The sequence below is a fragment of the Bradyrhizobium sp. CCBAU 25360 genome, from assembly GCF_028128695.1.
GTDB lineage: Bacteria > Pseudomonadota > Alphaproteobacteria > Rhizobiales > Xanthobacteraceae > Bradyrhizobium > Bradyrhizobium ottawaense.
Map to the genome: position 1 here is coordinate 203,906 of NZ_LBJA01000035.1, position 20,736 is coordinate 224,641.

At 64.2% G+C, this 20,736-nt stretch carries 19 protein-coding genes; 10 read left to right on the forward strand and 9 right to left on the reverse strand.

Annotation, left to right across the window (positions count from 1 at the left end; translation table 11 throughout):
* Positions 1 to 55 precede the first annotated feature (55 nt).
* Complete coding sequence (locus XH81_RS12790) at positions 56 to 475, forward strand: hypothetical protein (RefSeq protein ID WP_028139258.1); 420 nt, start codon at positions 56 to 58, stop codon at positions 473 to 475.
* Between the two features lie 27 nt (positions 476 to 502).
* On the opposite strand, the gene XH81_RS12795 is transcribed toward XH81_RS12790, so the two are convergent.
* The gene (locus tag XH81_RS12795) at positions 503 to 2,503 is read right to left on the reverse strand and encodes a TonB-dependent receptor (protein ID WP_197905466.1); all 2,001 of its coding nucleotides are present in this window, start codon (positions 2,501 to 2,503) and stop codon (positions 503 to 505) included.
* 1,080 nt (positions 2,504 to 3,583) lie between these two features.
* Here XH81_RS12795 and XH81_RS12800 point away from each other — a divergent pair.
* On the forward strand, positions 3,584 to 4,432 hold the full coding sequence (locus tag XH81_RS12800; RefSeq protein WP_244429177.1) for a Crp/Fnr family transcriptional regulator: 849 nt from the start codon (positions 3,584 to 3,586) through the stop codon (positions 4,430 to 4,432).
* 4 nt (positions 4,433 to 4,436) lie between these two features.
* Here XH81_RS12800 and XH81_RS12805 read toward each other — a convergent pair whose 3' ends face one another.
* Positions 4,437 to 5,318 carry an HpcH/HpaI aldolase/citrate lyase family protein gene (locus XH81_RS12805; RefSeq protein ID WP_028139259.1) on the reverse strand — a complete coding sequence of 294 codons (882 nt, stop codon included), beginning with the start codon at positions 5,316 to 5,318 and terminating at the stop codon, positions 4,437 to 4,439.
* A 169-nt stretch (positions 5,319 to 5,487) separates the two neighbouring features.
* Here XH81_RS12805 and XH81_RS12810 point away from each other — a divergent pair, with 169 nt between their 5' ends.
* Positions 5,488 to 6,132, forward strand: coding sequence for a carbonic anhydrase (locus XH81_RS12810; protein ID WP_028139260.1), 645 nt, complete (start codon positions 5,488 to 5,490; stop codon positions 6,130 to 6,132).
* A 203-nt stretch (positions 6,133 to 6,335) separates the two neighbouring features.
* On the opposite strand, the gene XH81_RS12815 is transcribed toward XH81_RS12810, so the two are convergent.
* Positions 6,336 to 7,370 (reverse strand): aspartate-semialdehyde dehydrogenase, encoded by a 1,035-nt coding sequence (locus tag XH81_RS12815; RefSeq protein ID WP_028139261.1) that lies wholly within the window; start codon positions 7,368 to 7,370, stop codon positions 6,336 to 6,338.
* A 116-nt stretch (positions 7,371 to 7,486) separates the two neighbouring features.
* On the opposite strand from XH81_RS12815, the gene XH81_RS12820 reads away from it, so the two are divergent.
* Positions 7,487 to 8,281 (forward strand): hypothetical protein, encoded by a 795-nt coding sequence (locus XH81_RS12820; protein WP_028139262.1) that lies wholly within the window; start codon positions 7,487 to 7,489, stop codon positions 8,279 to 8,281.
* Between the two features lie 156 nt (positions 8,282 to 8,437).
* Positions 8,438 to 8,815: a hypothetical protein gene (locus tag XH81_RS12825; protein ID WP_028139263.1), complete on the forward strand. Its 378-nt coding sequence runs from the start codon at positions 8,438 to 8,440 to the stop codon at positions 8,813 to 8,815.
* 197 nt (positions 8,816 to 9,012) lie between these two features.
* Here the strand turns inward: XH81_RS12825 and leuB are convergent, their stop codons facing one another.
* Positions 9,013 to 10,125: a 3-isopropylmalate dehydrogenase gene (gene leuB / locus XH81_RS12830; RefSeq protein ID WP_028139264.1), complete on the reverse strand. Its 1,113-nt coding sequence runs from the start codon at positions 10,123 to 10,125 to the stop codon at positions 9,013 to 9,015.
* Positions 10,126 to 10,318: 193 nt separating this feature from the next.
* Here leuB and XH81_RS12835 point away from each other — a divergent pair, with 193 nt between their 5' ends.
* Positions 10,319 to 11,509 carry a YbfB/YjiJ family MFS transporter gene (locus XH81_RS12835; protein ID WP_028139265.1) on the forward strand — a complete coding sequence of 397 codons (1,191 nt, stop codon included), beginning with the start codon at positions 10,319 to 10,321 and terminating at the stop codon, positions 11,507 to 11,509.
* Between the two features lie 109 nt (positions 11,510 to 11,618).
* Here XH81_RS12835 and XH81_RS12840 read toward each other — a convergent pair whose 3' ends face one another.
* The 4 genes from XH81_RS12840 to XH81_RS12855 all read right to left on the reverse strand — a co-directional run bounded on the left by XH81_RS12840 (position 11,619) and on the right by XH81_RS12855 (position 14,928).
* Positions 11,619 to 12,401 carry a molybdopterin-binding protein gene (locus tag XH81_RS12840; RefSeq protein ID WP_028139266.1) on the reverse strand — a complete coding sequence of 261 codons (783 nt, stop codon included), beginning with the start codon at positions 12,399 to 12,401 and terminating at the stop codon, positions 11,619 to 11,621.
* Positions 12,402 to 12,411: 10 nt separating this feature from the next.
* Positions 12,412 to 13,041: a cytochrome b/b6 domain-containing protein gene (locus XH81_RS12845; RefSeq protein WP_028139267.1), complete on the reverse strand. Its 630-nt coding sequence runs from the start codon at positions 13,039 to 13,041 to the stop codon at positions 12,412 to 12,414.
* A gap of 183 nt (positions 13,042 to 13,224) precedes the next feature.
* Complete coding sequence (locus tag XH81_RS12850; RefSeq protein WP_028139268.1) at positions 13,225 to 13,779, reverse strand: fasciclin domain-containing protein; 555 nt, start codon at positions 13,777 to 13,779, stop codon at positions 13,225 to 13,227.
* A 387-nt stretch (positions 13,780 to 14,166) separates the two neighbouring features.
* On the reverse strand, positions 14,167 to 14,928 hold the full coding sequence (locus tag XH81_RS12855) for an SDR family oxidoreductase (RefSeq protein ID WP_028139269.1): 762 nt from the start codon (positions 14,926 to 14,928) through the stop codon (positions 14,167 to 14,169).
* A gap of 85 nt (positions 14,929 to 15,013) precedes the next feature.
* Between XH81_RS12855 and XH81_RS12860 the strand changes: the two genes are divergently transcribed.
* Positions 15,014 to 16,543, forward strand: a complete 1,530-nt coding sequence (locus XH81_RS12860) for a malonate--CoA ligase (protein WP_028139270.1) — start codon at positions 15,014 to 15,016, stop codon at positions 16,541 to 16,543.
* Between the two features lie 153 nt (positions 16,544 to 16,696).
* On the opposite strand, the gene XH81_RS12865 is transcribed toward XH81_RS12860, so the two are convergent.
* Positions 16,697 to 17,557, reverse strand: coding sequence for a sulfite exporter TauE/SafE family protein (locus tag XH81_RS12865; protein ID WP_028139271.1), 861 nt, complete (start codon positions 17,555 to 17,557; stop codon positions 16,697 to 16,699).
* Positions 17,558 to 18,076: 519 nt separating this feature from the next.
* Here XH81_RS12865 and sdhC point away from each other — a divergent pair.
* The 3 genes from sdhC to sdhA are packed head-to-tail and all read left to right on the forward strand — an operon-like array spanning position 18,077 to position 20,730.
* Positions 18,077 to 18,475, forward strand: coding sequence for a succinate dehydrogenase, cytochrome b556 subunit (gene sdhC, locus XH81_RS12870; RefSeq protein WP_018318928.1), 399 nt, complete (start codon positions 18,077 to 18,079; stop codon positions 18,473 to 18,475).
* Positions 18,472 to 18,876 (forward strand): succinate dehydrogenase, hydrophobic membrane anchor protein, encoded by a 405-nt coding sequence (gene sdhD, locus XH81_RS12875; RefSeq protein ID WP_028139272.1) that lies wholly within the window; start codon positions 18,472 to 18,474, stop codon positions 18,874 to 18,876. Before sdhC ends, sdhD begins: the two co-directional genes overlap by 4 nt.
* Positions 18,877 to 18,879: 3 nt before the next feature.
* Entirely contained in the window at positions 18,880 to 20,730 is a 1,851-nt protein-coding gene (gene sdhA, locus XH81_RS12880) for a succinate dehydrogenase flavoprotein subunit (protein ID WP_028139273.1), read from the forward strand.
* Positions 20,731 to 20,736: the final 6 nt, after the last annotated feature.

Sequence of the window (20,736 nt, forward strand, 5' to 3'; positions counted from 1 at the left end):
CCCTGCATCATTGTGCTTAATTCGCTCCAATTCCGCTGTCCGAAGGGAGCTTTCCATGAGCACCGCAAGCAGGCCATATCCCATCGTCCAGGACCTCATCGACTCCTTTGCGAGCTGGCTGAAGCACCGCCGCGAGCTGAACGAGATGCGGCAGCTCGATCGCGCCGATTTCGACCGGATCGCGAGCGACTTGAGGATCGCGCCTGACGATCTCGAGGAACTGGTCCGCCACGGCAAGCATTCTGCCGACGAGCTGCCAATGATGCTGCAGCAGCTCGGCATCAGCGCCGAAGGCCTCGGCCGCGCGCAGCCGCTGCTGCTCCGCGACATGGAGCGGGTCTGCTCGCTCTGTAACAACAAGGGACAATGCGACCGCGATCTCGCAGAGGGCACCGCCGCGGAGAATTATCACGGCTACTGCGGCAATGCCGCGACGCTGGAATCGCTCGACCGCGCCGATGTCGCGCCGCGGTGAGGCGGCGCAACGCCGGCTCATTCCGCGTCAGAAGTCAACCGACATCGATAGCCACAGCGTCCGCGGCATGCCGCTGATCACATAGCCGGTCGGATTGCCGATCCAGTAGCGATTGTCGAACAGATTGGTAACGGACCCGCGGAAAGTGGTCGGCCGCCCAGCCAGGCTGGTAGCATAGCGTGCCCCGAGGTCGAAGGTCATCCACGCGGGGACGCTCTGGATGTTGTCGGTGCTGACATAGGCCCGGCTGGTGTAGATCGTGCGAGCCGTCGCCGTCAGTCCAGGCAGGAAGGGCGCATCCCACTCGATACCAAGATTGCTCTGCCAGCCCGGAGCACCGACCGCATGATTTCCGTCATGGAGTTGCCCTTCGGTCTTCGTGAGCCGTGCATCGAGATAAGTCACGCCGCCCAGAACCCGGATCCCCGGCGCCACTTCGCCGAAGGTGTTGAGCTCGACGCCGCGGTTTCTCTGTTCGCCGTCGAGGCTGTAGATCTTGGTGACGGGATCGACGACGCCGCTCGGCAGGCTGATCTGGAACGCCGCCAGGCTCGCGCCGAAGCGACCGAGATCGAGCTTGGTGCCGACCTCGTATTGCCTGGTCTTGAAGGGAGCGAACACCGCGTTGGTGTTGGCTGCGCCGGCCGGCGGCGTGGGACCGGGCGAAAGACCTTCGATGTAGCTGGCGTAAAAGGACACTTCCTTGATCGGTCGCACCAGCAGGGCCACGGAGGGCGACGTCGCGCTCTGGTCATAGTGGGCGGTCTCCAGACCGCTCGCGGGATCAAAGCCGTTCGCAATGACCTGCTGCTGTCTGGCGCCGACGGTCACCTGAAGCATCCCGTTCATCATCGAGAGCGTATCGGCAACGCCGACGCTTCGCAGGCCGAGAAAGTCGGATTTGCCTTCGGCGAAGGACGACACCGGTGTGCCGGGGCCCGCCAGCAGCGTGGGTGTGTAGATGTTGGTGAGATAGTTCCCGTAATTGGTCTGACCGAGCCAGTCGGTTCGGTTCAGGACACTGCCGCTGACCACGACTTCATGCCCGACCGGGCCTGTATCGAAGCGCGCCCGAACACCGGCTTCGCCAGACACGGCCTCGGACTTCCCGGTCTGGAAGCGCGACGTTGAAAGTGCGTCGCCCGAGGTCGTGAGGATCGTCGCTCCCGGCGCCTCCCGCTTGTCATAACCGAATTGGTTGGCGCCGATGGCGCCGAACATGGTGACGTTGTTGGACAGGTCGTATTCAGCGCGCGTCAGCCCCGTGAGGCTCCTCGCGCGGGCATAGTCGAAGGGCTGGGCGAGATTGATGCGAGGATCCGGCGCATTGGGCACCGCGATGCCCTTGACCGGCGTATAGCCGCGCGCCGCAGCTTTCATCCAGTCGTCCTGATAGATGACATCGGCCGACCACCGAAAGCGCTCGCCGCGGTAGTCGACACCGAGCGAACCGACACCGTCACGCACCGATTGGCGGTCGATCGTGGTGTCTCCACCATTGAACCCGCCATTGAACCGGACGCCCCATTCCTTCTGATCCCCGTAGCGGCGCGCCACGTCGACCTCCGTGCCAAAGCGGGCATTCGACATGTAGCCGACGGTCAGGCGCGTCAGATCTTCGTAAGCACGTTTGGTCACGACATTGACGCTACCGCCGATGCTTCCCTGCGGGGCCATGCCGTTGAGGAACGCGCCCGGGCCCTTGAGCAATTCGATACGCTCGATCGGCGCCGGGTTGACACGATAGGCCGGCACCAGACCGTACAGCCCGTTCAACGCGATCTCGCTGTTCTCGACCCGGAAGCCGCGAATGGTCAGTGCGTCATAGCGGTTGCTGCTGCCGATTGCCGCGCGGACCGACGGATCGGAATTGGTCAGAACCTCGGCGACGCTGGTCGCCTGCTGGTCACGGATGGTCTTCTCCGTATAGCTGGCGAGACTGTATGGCGTATCCATGTAGTCTTTGTTGCCGAGCAGGCCGAGCTGGCCACCTCGCGCGACTTGTCCGCCGACATACGGTACCGGCAACGCGGCCCGCTGCGCGCCGACCGTCCCAGGTGCGCTTGCTGCCGGCGCGCTCGCGGGCCGATCGGCCTGGCGCCTCGCGCGCACTGCATTCGATGAAGGTTGCCTCCGGGCAGGCGCAGCGCGGCGCTCCGGCGCAGACACGGCAACCGGAGGAAGCGACTGTCCGGCTCCGGTCGACGGTTGAACGTTGGATTGCTGTGCGAATGACGATGTCGTGGTCAGCAGCATCGATACGGACACGAGCCAAAATACGCGCGTGCCGTTCCAATCGTGAATCATAGTACCCCGGAGTCTTTTCTTATTGATGCCCCGTCTCATCACGCCGACGAGACAAAGAGTGCAATAAACAGCCAGGCGAGCATCGCCAAATAGAAGGTATCTGGAATAGAAGGCATCTAGTGTATTGAGCGAGATCTCGGCGCGAGACGCAGACGAGAGCGTTGTCGACTGATGCTTTGATTTCACGCGGCGTCCAACGTTGGCAGGCGCGAAACATCAAATTCACGCGTGCATTCGCACGAGGTGCTTCCGCGCAACATCACCTCAAAGCGCGCACCGAGAGGTCGCGGCGCGACGGATGCGGGTGATTGCCACAGTCCGTCGGACGAAGGAGTCGAGACGCGAGATGACGTTGTTGGACGCAAGAAGGACTCGTTGCACGACGGGGTGTCAGCGCGCACAGCCGCAATTGCTGCCCGACAGGAAGCGGGTCTGCCCGCTGTGCAATCACAAGGGACGCGCCGCGGTGAGCGGCGCAGAAGATTTCGCTCGCCGCACACTCATCAATCCCTACCTTGGGATCGGCGCAAGGATGTCCGCTGTACCCGGGGGTATAGCAGATCTCCCCAGAGGTCCGCGCCGGGACAAGGTTAAACTCGCGCGCTGCTGCAACCATCACTGGTCGATCAGCACGTGGTGCACCTCGCCGAGCGGCAAAAGATCGCGAATAGTATGATGTATGCAAGATCCCGTTTGCGCGAGGAGGATGCCGACAAGGTCTCCGCAATTATCCGTGCTTGATCTCGACGAATGGCTCTGTTTGGATAGTTTCCCTTCGGGCAATTCGTATTTCGGATAATCATGGCAAATGAAGTAGATCGATCCCGTCGTTCATTGGGTGCCCGTTCACAAGAAAGCATCGTGACCGTCCACCGCGCGGGCATCGGGAATCGGCTACTGGCGGCGTTGCCGCCGGCGGATCTCGGCTTGCTCACGCCCTACTTCCAGAAAGTCTCGTTCGAACCCGATGCCATCCTGGTGCGGTCGGGCGATGAGCTCGACCCGGTTTATTTTCCCCATAGCGGCGCAATCGCCTTCATGCTCGATATGCCGGACGGGCAAACGGTCGCAACCACCTTGATGGGACGGGAAGGCGCTTTGGCCTCGTTCTCCGTGCTCGGCCCGTCGCTTTCATCCGTGACCGCGGTTACTCGCATAGCCGGCACAGCATCGCTGATTTCCGCCGCCAAATTTCGCGCCGCCTTTGCGCAAAGCACAGCCATCAGGAACGTCGTGCAAGTCCACGCCCGCGCGGTGTTATTGCAGCTCCAGCACGTAGCCGCTTGCAACGCGCTGCACCGGGTGGATGGCCGCATGGCGCGGTGGCTCCTGCAGCTTCACGACCGCGTGCCCGATGACCGGCTTCCGGTGACGCAGGAGGCGCTTGCGCAGCTGCTTGGGGTGCGACGGACGACAGTAACTCTGACGATGAGCAAGCTACGCGAGGCCGGCGCGGTCCCGTCCGACGGGCGCGGGTTTGTAGAGATCGATCGGGCGCGGCTCGAGAAGGTCGCATGCGATTGTTATGCGCTCATGCAGCGCAACATCGATCGGATGTATTGCGAGGAATTGGCCGCACCGTCCTCTGCTCTTGGCGAACAGAAGATGGCCGTTTGTCGCGGAACAGCGGATATCGCTTTTTCGAGTTGACGCTTCAGCCCTTGCTCATCGCCGCAATGGCATCCGCGATTGCGATCGTGCGCCGGGCCATGTCGGCGTGCAGCCGCTCCACCATCGCGCCGTCCAAGCGGATCGCGCCGCGCGAGACGTTCTCCGGCAGCTCGAACGCCGCGATGATTTTTCGTGCGCGCGCGACTTCCTCTTCGGGCGGCGTGAAGATCGCGTTGCAGGCGTCGATCTGCGAGGGGTGGATCAGCGTCTTGCCGTCGAAGCCGAGATCGCGGCCCTGCGCGCATTCGGTGGCAAAGCCGTCGGAATTGGCGATGTCGCTGTAGGGGCCGTCGAGGATTTCGAGGCCGTGGGCGCGCGTCGCCAGGATGCAGTGCGTGATCATCGGGATCATCGCGGCGCGGCCGGGCAGCATCTTGATGCGCGTTTCGCGTGAGATGTCGTTCGGGCCGAACACGAAGCCGGAGAGGCGCCGCGATTGATCGCGCCCGGCCTCGGCCAGCTCCTCCGCGTGCAGCACGGCGCGCGCGGTCTCGATCATGGCCCAGACCTTCACCGTCGGCGCCGCGCCAAGCTCGGTAAGACGGAGGCCGATCGTATCGAGATCTTCGATACTTGAAACTTTTGGAACCAGGATGCCGTCGGGCGAGGCCTTGGCGGCCATGGCGAGATCGTCGGCCCACCAGGGCGTGTCGAGACCGTTGGTCCGGATCAGGATCTCGCGCTTGCCGAACCCCTTGGCCGCGATGGCCGCCGCGATTCCATCGCGCGCCACCGCCTTGGCGTCGGGAGCGACGGAATCTTCCAGATCGAGGATCAGGCCGTCGGCGGCGAGATTGCGCGCCTTTTCCAACGCGCGGGGGTTGGAGCCGGGCATGAACAGATGGCTGCGGCGCGGGCGGGTCATGCAAGCGTTCCTTCCGGTTTCCTCAGGCGGTTGTAGAGCACGATCCGGAAAACTGTGCGGCGATTTTCCGGCAAGGATCATGCTCAAGCAAACAGCCACAGGCGATAACATCTGGTCTGCCTATTCGAAAGGCTTGTTCGCCTCGGCGGTATATGTTTAGGCATAGGCCATGACCGCATTCCCAGAGCATTTGCTGGAAGGCTACAGGGCCTTCGCCACCCAGCGGCTGCCGACCGAGCAGACCCGCTACCGCGACCTGTCGGTGAAGGGGCAGTCGCCGGAAGTAATGGTGATCGGCTGCTGCGACAGTCGCGTCTCGCCCGAGGTGATCTTCGACGTCGGCCCGGGCGAATTGTTCGTGGTCCGCAACATCGCCAATCTGGTGCCGGTGTATCAGCCCGACGGCAACGCGCATGGCGTCTCGGCCGCGCTGGAATATGCGGTGACGGTGCTGAAGGTGAAGCACATCGTGGTGCTCGGCCACGCGCAATGCGGCGGCATCCGCGCCTTCGTCGACAAGATCGAGCCGCTGACGCCCGGCGACTTCATCGGCAAATGGATGCAGATGTTCATCAAGCCGGGTGAAGTGGTCGAGCAACGTGACCATGAGAGCATGGCGCAATTCGTCGAGCGCATCGAGAAGGCCGCGGTGTTCCGCAGCCTGGAAAACCTGATGACGTTCCCGTTCGTGCAGAAGGCGGTCGACAGCGGCCAGATGCAGACCCACGGCGCCTATTTCGGCGTCGCGGAGGGATCGCTGTTCGTGCTGGACAAGGCGAGCAAGGAATTCAAGAACGCGCGTAGCGTGGCGTAGGGCGAGATTTCGTCAGCTGCCGCGTCAAACGAGATCGTCGTCCCGGACAAGCGCAAGCGCAGATCCGGGACCCATACGCCGCAGCAATAATTTTGCGAAGACCCGGAGTTACCAGCTTCGCGCCAAACCACTTCCTGTGGTTATGGGTCCCGGATCTGCGCGCGCTTGTTGCGCGCTTGTCCGGGACGACAGGAGAGAGTTCGTCAGGCCGCCTTCTTCTTCGCGCTGATCAGCTTGCGGTTGATCAGCACTTCCGCGATCTGGATCGCGTTGAGGGCTGCGCCCTTGCGGAGGTTGTCGGACACGCACCACAGCACGAGGCCGTTCTCCACCGTCGCGTCCTCGCGGATGCGGCTGATGTAAGTCGCGTCCTCGCCGGCCGCTTCGTAAGGCGTGGCGTAGCCGCCGGGCTCCTGCTTGTCGATGACGAGGCAGCCGGGCGCCGTGCGCAGGATGTTGCGCGCTTCGTCCGCGCTGATCGGATTCTCGAACTCGATGTTGACGGCCTCGGAGTGGCCGACGAACACGGGCACGCGCACACAAGTAGCGGAGAGCTTGATCTTGGGATCAAGAATCTTCTTGGTCTCCGCCATCATCTTCCACTCTTCCTTGGTGTAGCCGTCCTCCATGAAGACGTCGATGTGGGGGATGACGTTGAAGGCGATCCGCTTGGGGAATTTCTTCGCGACCAGCTCGTCATTGGTGTAGACGGCCTTGGTCTGCGAGAACAGCTCGTCCATCCCGTCCTTGCCGGCGCCCGACACCGATTGATAGGTCGAGACCACGACGCGCTTGATGGTCGCCTTGTCGTGCAGCGGCTTGAGCGCGACCACGAGCTGCGCGGTCGAGCAGTTCGGGTTGGCGATGATGTTCTTCTTCTTGAAGCCTTCGGTCGCAGCCGCATTCACCTCCGGCACGATCAGCGGCACGTCCGGATCCATGCGCCAGGCCGAGGAATTGTCGATCACGACGGCGCCGGCGGCGCCGATCTTCGGCGACCATTCCTTCGACACCTCGCCGCCCGCCGACATCAGGCAGATGTCGACATCGGAGAAATCAAAGTGCTCGAGCGCCTTGCACTTCAGGGTGCGGTCGCCATAGGAGACCTCGACGCCGATGCTGCGGCGCGACGCCAGCGCCACGACCTCGTCCGCGGGGAATTTGCGCTCATCGAGGATGTTGAGCATTTCCCGTCCGACATTGCCGGTCGCGCCGACGACTGCGACTTTGTAACCCATCGTTCACTCTCCGATGAAAAAGCCCGTTCCTGAAGCTGACGCTTAAACAGGAAGAGCAGCGCTTCTATGCGAGAACCGGCCTCAAGACAACGTTGGACCATGCCTTAGGGACGTGGATGCAGTCGCCTGAGGCCAGCACGGCCGCAATCTCCACCCGGACCCATCTCTATCTGACGCTGGCAGCCTTCGCCGACGAGGTGGTCGGCACGCTGGCGCGCCTGATCGCCTATGTGGGGGCGCTCGCTCTGTTTGCCATCCTCGCCCTCGCGGCGCTGGGTCAGTTGCCCGAGCTGCGCGGCGATGATCCCGCAGACAAGCCGGGCTGGAGCACGGCCGACCGATCGCACCCGGCTTTCGCCCTTAGCCGGATCGATTCATCAGAAAAAACAGCCTCTTACACCATCCTTCGGCATCCCGAAGGCGGCCGCAAAGACGTGATGCGCTGGGCGAGCGCGGCGGACCAGCCGCTGGCCGAGCTCGAAATCTATCGGGAAGGCGGCGAGTTCGATGTGGCCCGTCCTGTAGCGACGGACCTCGCCGTCCAGATGGGTCTCGGGGTGGCCACCCCGCTCGAGCAAGCCGGCCTGATCGAGACGAAATTCGGCCCCGTCGCGCTGTTCCGGCCGATCGGCACGGACAAGGGGACGCTGGCCTGCCTCGGCTACCTCAAGCGCAACGAGGAGCCAGGCTTGCAGATCTCCGGCTTCTCCTGCCAGGGCGACACAATGCCCGCCCGGCGTGCGGCGATCGCCTGCACGCTGAACCGGCTGACGCTGCTGACCTCCGGCAACGAGCCGAAGCTGGCGGAATTGTTCGCCCGTGCCGAGCTGAAGCGCCGTGCTTGCGACCTCGCGGGCTCGCCGGACTGGCTGCTGGGCGCCGCCAACGCGCAATTGCGCGGGGCGCTTTGACCGGCATCAAGCTCAAGTGGCTGGTATTGATGCAACTTTTGCCAGCGCGCACGATTATTCCGAGCTGGTGTGACCCAATAGACCTAGTTGCACTCACCCCGGCCGGGCTAGTATGGGGTGAAATCGACTGGCGGTGCGCCGCCTGAAGGGGACGTGATGAGCTGGAAATTCTCTGCCAAACTGGCGACCTTGTTTGCGGCGGGCGCTGTGATTGCCCTGTCCCTTGCGACGCCGGCCTCGGCTGACAACAAGACCAAGCGCTATGACGAGCGCGGCCGCCACTATTACGGCCCGAGCGGCCCCAACGCCGTCTACCAGCAGGGCCGCACCCGCATCTATGTCAGCAAGCGCTCCTGGCTCGACGGCGGCACCGAGGTCAATCCGGGCGACCGCAAGTTCTCCGACTACGCCTTCCCGCCGGCGGTTGGCTATCCGTCCTTCGCCCGCGAGAATCTCAACCGCCCGATCGACCGCCAGCCGCTCTCGCCGCCGCAGGACGTCGGCGGCTATCCGCAGAATTTCCCGCTGTACTGAGCGGACAGCGATCCGAATCAAAAGGCCGGGCTTACGCCCGGCCTTTTTGTTTTTGCGAGATGCCGTAGGGTGGATTAGCCGAAGGCGTAATCCACCACTGCTTGTCTCCGCGGAGACAGAAGAGGTGGGTTACGCCAAGCGGTCTGCGCTTCGCGCAGTCCACATGGCTGACCCACCCTACGAGAGCTGTGCCCGCCTTAGGCGTGCAGCTTCTGCAATTCCTTCAGGATCGCTTCGCCCATCTGCGTCGTCGAGGCGGCCGTGGTGCCCTCCGACTTGATGTCGGCGGTGCGCAGGCCACTGGCGAGCACCGCGGCGATCGCGGCGTCGACCTTGTCGGCGAGCGCGCCCATGTCGAAGGAGTAGCGCAGCGCCATGCCGAACGACGAGATCATCGCAATCGGATTGGCGAGGCCCTGGCCTGCGATATCGGGCGCCGAGCCGTGCACGGGCTCGTACAGCGCCTTGCGCTTCTTGCTCTTCACATCGACCTCACCGAGCGAAGCCGAAGGCAGCATGCCGAGCGAGCCCGTCAGCATCGCCGCGATGTCGGACAGCATGTCGCCGAACAGATTGTCGGTGACGATGACGTCGAACTGCTTCGGCCATTTCACCAGCATCATGCCGCCGGAATCGGCGAGCTGGTGCTCGAGCGTGACATCAGAGTATTCGCGCTTGTGGACCTGGGTCATGACCTCGTTCCAGAGCACGCCCGACTTCATGACGTTGCGCTTCTCCATCGACGTCACCTTGTTCTTGCGCTTCCTGGCAAGCTCGAAGGCGACGCGGCCGATGCGCTCGATCTCATAGGTGTCGTAGACCTGGGTATCGACGGCGCGCTTCTGGCCGTTGCCGAGGTCGGTGATGGTCTTGGGCTCGCCGAAATAGACGCCGCCGGTGAGCTCGCGCACGATCATGATGTCGAGGCCTTCGACGGCCTCGCGCTTCAGGCTGGAGGCTTCCGCCAGCGCCGGGTAGCACACGGCGGGACGCAGGTTGGCGAACAAGGCCAGATCCTTGCGCAGGCGCAGCAGGCCGGCTTCCGGGCGCACCTCGTAGGGCACCGCGTCCCACTTCGGACCGCCGACCGCGCCGAAGATGATGGCATCGGCGGCAAGCGCCTTGGCCATGTCGCCCTCGGAGATCGACACCTTGTGCGCGTCATAGGCGGAGCCGCCGACAAGGCCGGTATCCGTCTCGAACTTGGCGATCCCGGCCGAATTGAGCCAGTCGATCAGCCGCTTCACCTCGCCCATCACCTCGGGGCCGATACCGTCGCCGGGAAGCAGCAGCAGTTTGTGGGTCGCCATGGTCGTTTCCTTCTCGATCCTCTCTCGTCATTCCGGGACGCGCCTCTTGGCGCGGGCCCGCTTCGCGTGCGCCCCGGAATGACGGCCGGCCGGAGTGCTAGAGCGGCGTTGCGCGCTTGGCAAGACACCATTGCCGGGGTGCGGCTGTGCAAGGCGGACGGAGCCTGCCACACTGGGTAGGCCGGAGAACCCCTTGCACGCCCCTGACCGCGTCCTGCCCTACGCGCATCCCGCGCGGCTGATCCTGACCCTGTCGCTGGCGGCCACCGTCGGGCTCGGCATCGGCCGCTTTGCCTATGCGCTGGTGCTGCCCGACATGCGGGAGACCCTCGGCTGGTCCTATTCGGCCGCCGGATTCATGAACACCATCAACGCCGTCGGCTATCTCGTGGGCGCGCTGGTGGCGTCGCGCCTCATCCAGCGCGTCGGCTGGGCGGCCGCGATCCGCGGCGGAACCCTGGCCTGCGTCGCCGCGCTCGCCATTTGCGCGCTGACGGGGAATTTCGTCGCGCTGAGCCTGGCGCGCCTCGTGCTGGGTCTCGGCGCCGCGGCCGGCTTCGTCGCCGGCGGCGCGCTCGCTGCGACCATCGCCCAGTCGCGCCCGGAGCGGGCCAATTTCCTGCTCAGCCTGTTCTATGCCGGACCCGGCATCGGCATTCTGTCCTCGGGGCTGATCGCTCCGTTCACGCTGCAATATTTCGGGCCGGGCTCGTGGTGGATGGTGTGGTGGGCGCTGACACTGCTCTCGGCCGCGATGACCGCGCCGCTGTTCCTGATCCGCATCGAAAGCGGGGCACGTTTCTCGGAAGGCAGCCACGCCGCCTTCGCGATTCGTCCTGTGCTGATCTACCTCGCGGGCTACTTCCTGTTCGGCGCCGGCTACATCGCCTACATGACCTTCATGATCGCCTATGTGCGCGACGGCGGCGGCGGGGCCGCAGCGCAGGCGGCGTTCTGGGGCCTGATCGGCCTGTCCGCCTTCGTCACACCCTGGGCCTGGCGCGGCGTGCTGGCGCTCGACCGCGGCGGATTGGCCACCGCCATCATCCTCGGCACCAACGCGCTGGGTGCGGCCCTGCCGATGCTCGGGCATTCGCCGGCGTGGCTCGCGGTCTCCGCGGTGGTGTTCGGCGTCGCTTTCTTCGCCGTGGTCGGCTCGACCACCGCCTTCGTGCGCTTCAACTATCCGCCGGCGATGTGGCCGACCGCGATCGCGGCGATGACGATCTCGTTCGGCGTCGGGCAAACGCTGGGGCCGATCGTGGTCGGCGCCATCACGGACGCGCTGGGGAGTTTGAGCTACGCGCTGAATGTATCGGCGGCGCTGCTGGCGTTGGGGGCGGCCGCGGCGCTGTGTCAGCGGAAAGTGGGGCCAGCCAGGTAGACGGTGCCGTAGGGTGAGCAAAGGCGCAAGAGCGCTGTGCCCACGGTTTTATTCATGATGGATGGAATGGTGGGCACGCTTGCGCTTTGCCCACACTACGGCAGCGCGCCTAGCTCCCACTAAACGAATTATACCCCTGGTCTTCCCAATAGCCGCCCTTGTAGTCGTTGGTGACTTCCATCGAGACCACGTATTTCGGGTTCTTGAAGCCGAGTTTTGTCGGCACGCGGATCTTCATGGGGAAGCCGTAGGCGCGCGGCAGGATTTCATTCGCGTATTTGAACGTCATCTGGGTCTGCGGATGCAGCGCGCTGCGCATGTCCAAGGGCGAATTGTAGCCGTCCTTGTCGGCGCACTGGAACCAGACGTATTTCGCGCTTGTGTCGGCGCCGATCAGCTTGAGGAAATCGCGCAAGGGCGTGCCGGTCCAGCTGCCGATCGCGCTCCAGCCCTCGACGCAGATGTGGCGGGTGATTTGCGTGACCTGCGGCAACTTGTAGAGCTCGTCCAGCGTCCAGGACTTCTTGTTGTCGACGAGGCCGCGGACCTCGAGCTTCCAGTCGGCGCCAGCGACGTCGGGCGCGTCGTCGAGATCGTAATAGGCGTTGAACGGGAACGGTTTCGTGATCGCGCTCTCGGAGAAGGTCGGCGCCAGTGCGTCGGGATTGAAGATGAAGGCCTGCACGGCATCGTTGAATTTCGAGACCTGCTTCAGCATCTCCTCGGCCGAGGACGAGTCGATCACATCGCAGCCGGTGAGCAGCGTCAGCGCGCCGAGGCTGGCGCCGCCCGCGATGAAGCGGCGGCGCGTGACGTCGGGCATGGTCTTGATGGAGTCCTTGATCAAGAGCCGCTTGTCGACGCCGGGGATCAGGAATGAACGCTTGGCCATGCTCTCCTCCTCAGCGGCCGATGATCATGGCGCGCAGGCTCTTCGGCACGAGCAGCGCGAGCAGGACGTGAACGACGAGGAACGCGCAGATCGCGGCCATGCAGAAGAAATGGATGTAGCGCGCGGTCGGGTAGTCGCCGAACAGCGCGACGAGATAATAGAGCTGCACGGGCTTCCACATCCCTAAGCCCGTGAGCACGATCAGCACGCCGACCACGATGATGCCGGCATAGAGCAGACGCTGCACGTAATTGTAGACGGTGAGGTCATCGTGGCCGAGCTTGAAGGTCAGCGCTGCCCTGACGTCATGGAGCACGCCTGACGGGGTGATCGGAAACAGTTTCTTGCGGAAACGGCCGGTGGCAAAGCCCGTGACGAGATAGGCGAGGCCGTTGATCATCAACAGCCACATCGCAGCAAAGTGCCAGAGCAGGCCGCCGCCGAGCCATCCGCCGAGCGTGTACTCGCGCGGAAAACTGAAGCCGAACAGCGGCGAGGCGTTGTAGATCTGCCAGCCCGACAGGATCATCAGGATCATGGCGAGGGCATTGACCCAGTGCATGATGCGGACCCAGGCCGGCTGGATCACTTTGGCCGGGGCGGCGCTGACCTGCTCGTCGGTGACTGTGAGGCTCGACATGGTGGTTCCGTCCTGAACGTCGTGTGACACCGATTATACGCCGATGCGCCCGCTTTCGTTACGCCCTGTCCGCCATCGAATCGATAGCGTCGGGCTATGGCGGTCACAATAAAGCGAGCCGGGTGCCCCCGGCTCGCCGTTTCGTCGCATCCTGCTTGCGGGATGAAACAGGAGCCCGCGGTGTTACGTCGCCGGCATCAGCACGGTGTCGACCACATGGATGACGCCGTTGGACTGGTTGACGTTGGAGATCGTGACCATCGAGGTGCCGCCCTTGGCATCGACGATCCAGGTCTTGCCGTCCATCTTCTTGACCGTCAGCTCCTCGCCTTCGGCGGTCTTCAGCTTCTTGCCCTCGGTGAGGTCGGAGGCCTCGAGCTTGCCGGGCACGACATGGTAGGTGAGGATCTTGGTCAGCGTCGCCTTGTTCTCGGGCTTGACCAGATTGTCGACGGTGCCGGCCGGCAGCTTGCCGAAGGCGGCGTTGGTCGGGGCAAACACCGTGAACGGACCCTTGCCTTCAAGCGTCGGCACCAGGCCGGCCGCCTTCACCGCCGCGACCAGCGTGGTGTGGTCCTTCGAGTTGACCGCGTTCTGGACGATGTTCTTGGACGGGAACATCGCGGCACCGCCGACCATGACGGTCTTCTCCTCGGCGCGGACAGGCGCGACGACGGTCGCGGTGATGGCCAGGGCGCTGAAGGCGGCGGCGGCGAGATAGGCAATGCGCTTCGACATGGAAAGTCTCCCGATTGAATTGTAACCGGCGATGGCCGGTCTTGCGTTGGGGCAACAACGGCGGCTGCGACCTGTTGGCGTGAAGCAGCAGCGCCGTCGTTGGACCGAACTACGGGAGGGTTGGCGAAGTGGTTTCGGGGAAAAATTCTTTGTGATGCGTGAAACTATGTGGGGGGACGTTCGTGTGATGCACGAACGATCCGCCCACTCCGCTGTCGTCCCGGACAAGCGAAGCGCCGATCCGGGACCCATAGCCACAGGGAGTGGTTTGGCGAAGACTCGGAGTTACCGTCTCGCGCGACGTCTTCTCCCTGTGGTTATGGGTCCCGGGTTCGCGACGTTGTCGCGCCCCGGGACGACAGCGGAGATTGACGCGCGCGCTGCGCCTCAATCCCTGTTGTTCGGCGTCTGGATGAATCCGCGATTATGCGTCGGGCTGATCAGCACCTCGTTGATGCAGACCCTGGCCGGCATGCTCGCGATGAAGGCGATGGTGCGGCCGAGATCTTCGGATTGCAGCATCCTGGCCTGCTCGTCCTCGCTCGGCACCACCGGGCGCAGCTTGAGGATCGGCGTCGCCACCTCGCCCGGCATCAGGCAGCAGGCGCGCAGGCCGTTGACGCATTCGTCCATGTTGAAGGAATGGGTCAGTGCCAGCACCGCATGCTTGGTCGTGGTGTAGGCCGGGCCCGGCATCTTCGAGACGTGGCGGCCGGCCCAGGACGAGACGTTGATGATCGCGCCATCCTGCTGCTTGCGCATCGTCGGCAGCACCGCGCGCATGCAATAGAGCACGCCGTTGAGATTGACCTGGACCAACTTGTCCCAGCCCTCCAGTTCCATGTCCTTCCAGCTGCGCTTGGGAACATTGATGCCGGCGTTATTGACCAGGAGGTCGATGCGGCCGTGCCTGGCGACGATCTGATCGGCGGCTTTCTGGGCTTCCGCAGCGTTGGCCACGTCCAGCGCGATGGCCTCGGCCGCCCCGCCCGCCTTGGCGATTTTGGCAACCACGGTATCCAGGGCGTCCTTGCGCCGGCCCGAGACCACCACGGTCCAACCGTCGGCCGCCAGCGCCTCGGCGCCGGCCTCGCCGATCCCACTGCCGCCGCCCGTGACCCAGGCCACGCGTTTCCCAGCTTTTGTCATGCAAACTGTCTCCGTTGCTTCATTGGGGCGGTTTTTGCTAATCCAGCCCTCGGTTTGACCGGCCTTCGCCGGCGAGGAATGTTGCATGAACCCAGCTGCCAACGCCAACCTGTTCTCCCGCCTGTTCGACGGCCTGGACGATCCGAAGCGCCTCGCGATCGAGACGCATGACGGCGGCCATATCAGCTATGGCGAGCTGATCGCGCGGGCGGGGCAGATGGCGAATGTGCTGGTCGCGCGCGGCGTGAAGCCGGGCGACCGCGTCGCGGTGCAGGTCGAGAAATCCGTCGCCAATATCGTGCTGTATCTCGGCACGGTACGGGCCGGCGCGGTCTATCTTCCGCTCAACACCGCCTATACGCTGAACGAGCTCGACTACTTCATCGGCGATGCCGAGCCGTCGCTGGTGGTCTGCGATCCCTCCAAGGCCGAAGGCCTCGCCCCGATCGCCGCCAAGGTGGAGGCCGGGGTCGAGACGCTCGGAGCTGACGGCAAGGGCTCGCTGACCGAGGCCGCCGACAAGGCGAGCAGCGAATTCACGACTGTCGCGCGGGCGAACGACGATCTCGCCGCCATCCTCTACACCTCGGGCACCACGGGCCGCTCCAAGGGCGCGATGCTGACGCATGATAATCTGGCGTCGAACTCGCTCTCGCTCGTCGGCTACTGGCGCTTCACCGACAAGGACGTGCTGATCCACGCGCTGCCGATCTATCATACGCACGGCCTGTTCGTGGCGACCAACGTGACACTGTTCGCCCGGGCGTCGATGATCTTCCTGCCGAAGCTCGATCCGGATTTGATGATCAAGCTGATGGCGCGCGCCACAGTATTGATGGGCGTGCCGACTTTCTACACGCGCCTCCTGCAGAATTCTGCGCTGTCGCGCGACACCACGAAGCACATGCGGCTGTTCATCTCGGGCTCGGCGCCGCTGCTGGCGGAGACCCATCGCGAATGGTCGGCGCGCACGGGGCACGCCGTGCTCGAGCGCTACGGCATGACCGAGACCAACATGAACACGTCGAACCCCTATGACGGCGAGCGCGTGCCCGGCGCGGTCGGCTTCCCTCTCCCCGGCGTCTCCGTGCGCGTCACCGAACCCGAGACGGGCAAGGAGCTGCCGCGCGAGGAGATCGGCATGATCGAGGTCAAGGGACCGAACGTCTTCAAGGGCTATTGGCGCATGCCGGAGAAGACCAAGTCCGAATTCCGCGACGACGGCTTCTTCATCACCGGCGACCTCGGCAAGATCGACGGCAAGGGCTACGTCCACATCCTCGGCCGCGGCAAGGATCTCGTGATCTCCGGCGGCTTCAACGTCTATCCGAAAGAGATCGAGAGCGAGATCGACGCCATGCCCGGCGTGATCGAATCCGCCGTGATCGGCGTGCCGCATGCCGATTTCGGCGAGGGCGTCACGGCGGTGCTGGTCTGCAACAAGGGCGCCGACGTCACTGAAGCCGCCGTGCTGAACGCGCTGGACGGACGGATCGCAAAGTTCAAGATGCCCAAGCGCGTCTTCGTGGTCGACGAGCTGCCGCGCAACACCATGGGCAAGGTGCAGAAGAACGTCTTGCGGGATACGTACAAGGATATCTACGCGAAGAAATAGGGCTGGCGTTCGCCGTCCTTGCGGATGAAGCCGTAGGGTGGGTTAGCCGAAGGCGTAACCCACCTCTTTGCGTTCCGCGGCGGCAGAAGCGGTGGGTTACGCTTCGCTAACCCACCCTACGACGCTGCGCTCGAATGACGGTGGACGCGGCGACTACAGCCCGCCCACCAGGCTCAGCACAAACCGGCTGCCGACGATCAACAGATAACACCCGAACGCCACTTCCAGCGTCCGCTTCGACATCGCATGTGCAGCTCTCACGCCGAGCGGCGCGGTGACGAGGCTCATCGGCATCACGAGCACGGCTCCGATCAGCGAGACGTAACCGAGCGCGAACGGGATCTGCAGCGCTGCGACGGCCGGATAGTTCGCCGCCGCCGGCCAGCCCGCATAAATGTAGCCGAGCGCGCCGGGGATCGAGATCAGCACCGCGAGTGCGGATGACGTCGCGACCGCCTGATGGATGGGACGGCCGTAGAACGTCATCAGCAGGTTCGAGAACAGGCCGCCGCCGATGCCCATCAGGGTCGAGAGAATGCCGACGCAGAAGCCGTAGGCGCGCATCAGCGGGCCCTTCGGCAGATCGTCGCCCAACTTCCAGCCTTCGCGCGCGAAGATGAGGCGCGCCGCCGCGGAATAGGCGACGCAGACGAACACGATCTTGAACAGCCGCTCCGGCGCATAGCGCGCGATGACGCTGCCGGCGACGACGCCGACCACGATCGGCAGCCACCAGACCCTGAGGATAGCCATGTCGACGGCGCCGCGCTTGTAATGCGCCTGGAACGAACGGATCGAGGTCGGGATGATCACCGCGAGCGAGGTGCCGATGCAGAGCGGCATGCGCACCTCCAGCGGCACGCCGGCGATACGGAAGCATTCGTAGAACACTGGCACGAGAATCGCGCCGCCGCCGATACCGAACACGCCGGCCAAAAATCCCGAAAGCGCCCCGGTTGCGATCAGCAACAGTGCGAGCTCGACGATGTCCTTGATATCAAGACCTGCGATCACCCCTGACCTGCCCCGGCGACTGGTCGCAACCTCTTCGGACGTCGGTCGGAGACGGCTGCGGTCCCAGCTTTAGGCGATCCGGGTTGCCCGGTCGACGCACCGGACGTCCCGGCTGGGGTGGAATGCGGGCTGCGCATATCCGCGGTTTTCAGCGAAGCTGGGCCAGCGTGCGGCGAGCCGAGTCGCCCTGGGCCCTTGGGAGGCGGCTACGGCCGACACCGACCGATTGGTGCGAGCGGAGAGCAGCGGACGTTGGGCTAGAGGCGTTCCAATAGCGATTTCAATGCGCCTCGCGCAGGCTACGAAGTAATGAATTTGAGTTCTCAGTTTGGTTGGCGGACCGATGCTCTGGTATACCAAGCCCCTGATTGGCCTTGCTTCATCAAGGCTCTAGAGCTGAACCATCGTTCGATTTATGGCAATTTGGAGATTGCACAGGCCAAATCGACTCCGTAAATAGAGCCGACCTTTCCGATCCCCGCGCGCCCCCTGCTGGGCCGCCATAAAACATCAAAGCCCATGACCGCACGGATCGAACGACCCCTCTCGCCGCACATGCAAGTGTACCGCTGGACGCTGACGATGGCTCTGTCCATCATCCATCGCGCCACCGGGATTGCCCTCTATTTCGGAACCCTGCTGCTGGTCTGGTGGCTGGTTGCCGCGGCTTCCGGCCCGGCCGCTTACGCGCACGTCCAGGCCTTCGCCGGCAGCATCATCGGGCGGCTGATCGTGTTCGGATACACTTGGGCGCTGATGCACCATATGCTCAGCGGCATCCGGCATTTCGTGTGGGACCTCGGCTACGGCTTCAAGGCCAATGAGCGGGAAGCGCTGACCTGGGGTGCCCTGATCGGCGGCATCGCGCTGACGGTGCTGATCTGGATCATCGCCTATGCGAACGGAGGTGGACGATGAGCGCATCCGATACGCCGAAGCGCAGCCTGCGGACCCCGCTCGGCCGCGTCCGCAATCTCGGTGCCGCGCATTCCGGCACATCCGATTTCTGGCGACAGCGCGTCACCGGCGTCGCCATGACGCTGCTGATGATCCCGGCGCTGGTGATCATCGTGATGCTGCTCGGCCGCAACCAAGTCTACGCTGCGCAGACCCTGAGCTCCATTCCCGTCGCGGTGATCCTGCTCCTCTTCATCTTCGCCAGCGCCTGGCACATGAAGATCGGCATGCAGGTGGTGATCGAGGACTACGTCCATAACGAGAAGCTGAAGCTCGTCTCGATCATGCTCAACAATTTCTTCTCGGTCGCCGTGGCGCTCGCCTCGACCTACGCGATCCTGAAACTGTCCTCCGGAGTGTAACCCATGGCTACGGGAACATCGGCCACCACAACGAATGGCACGGGCAACGGCGCTCCCGCCACCAACGGCAAAGCCTATCCGATCGAAGACCACACCTATGACGTCGTCGTGGTCGGCGCCGGCGGCGCGGGCTTGCGCGCCGTGGTCGGCTGCAGCGAAGCCGGCCTGCGCACGGCCTGCATCACCAAGGTGTTTCCGACCCGTTCGCACACGGTGGCGGCGCAGGGCGGCATCTCCGCCTCGCTCGGCAACATGCACAAGGACGACTGGCGCTGGCACATGTACGACACCGTGAAGGGGTCGGACTGGCTCGGCGACCAGGACGCGATCGAATACATGGTGCGCAACGCGCCCGAGGCGGTCTACGAACTCGAGCATTGGGGCGTGCCGTTCTCGCGCACCGAGGACGGCAAGATCTACCAGCGTCCGTTCGGCGGCATGACCATGGACTACGGCAAGGGCCAGGCGCAGCGCACCTGCGCCGCCGCCGACCGCACCGGCCACGCCATGCTGCACACGATGTACGGCCAGTCGCTGCGCCACGCGGCCGAGTTCTTCATTGAGTTCTTCGCCATCGACCTGATCATGGACGATCAGGGCACCTGCCGCGGCGTCATCGCGCTCAAGCTCGACGACGGCACGCTGCACCGCTTCCGCGCCCAGACCGTGATCCTCGCGACCGGCGGCTACGGCCGCGCCTATGCCTCCTGCACCTCGGCCCACACCTGCACCGGTGACGGCGGCGGCATGGTGCTGCGCGCCGGCTTGCCGATGCAGGACATGGAGTTCGTGCAGTTCCACCCGACCGGCATCTACGGCTCGGGCTGTCTCGTCACCGAGGGCGCGCGCGGCGAAGGCGGCTATCTCGTCAACTCCGAGGGCGAGCGCTTCATGGAGCGCTACGCGCCGTCGGCCAAGGATCTCGCTTCGCGCGACGTCGTCTCGCGCGCGATGACCATCGAGATCCGCGAGGGCCGCGGCGTCGGCAAGAAGAAGGACCACATCTTCCTGCATCTGGACCATCTCGATCCCGCGGTGCTGGCCGAGCGGCTGCCGGGCATCTCCGAATCCGCAAAGATCTTCGCCAATGTCGACGTGACGCGCGAGCCGATCCCGATCGTGCCGACGGTGCACTACAACATGGGCGGCATCCCCACCAACTATCACGGCGAAGTCCTGACCAAGAAGGACGGCGACGACAACGCCATCATCCCCGGCCTGATGGCGATCGGTGAGGCCGCCTGCGTCTCCGTGCACGGCGCCAACCGCCTCGGCTCCAACTCGCTGATCGACCTCGTCGTGTTCGGCCGCGCCGCAGCGCTCCGCCTCGCCGAGAAGCTGACGCCCAATGCCAAGCAGCCGGAGCTGCCGGCGAACTCGTCCGAGCTCGCGCTCGGCCGCCTCGACCATTACCGCTACGCCTCCGGCGGCACGCCGACCGCAAAGCTGCGCGAAGGCATGCAGCATGTGATGCAGAGCAATTGCGCGGTGTTCCGCACCGGCGAAGTCCTGAGCGAGGGCCAGAACTTGATCGAGAAGGTCCACAGCGGCATCACCGACATCGCCGTGTCCGACCGCTCGCTGGTGTGGAATTCGGACCTCGTCGAGACGCTCGAATTCGACAATCTGATCTCGCAAGCGGTGGTGACGATGAACTCGGCCGCCAATCGCACCGAGAGCCGCGGCGCGCATGCGCGCGAGGACTTCTCCGAGCGCGACGACAAGAACTGGATGAAGCACACGCTGGCCTGGCTGGACGATGCCGGCAAGGTCAAGATCGAGTACCGCCCGGTTCACGACTACACCATGACCAACGACGTGCAGTACATCCCGCCGAAAGCGCGTGTGTACTGAGCGAAC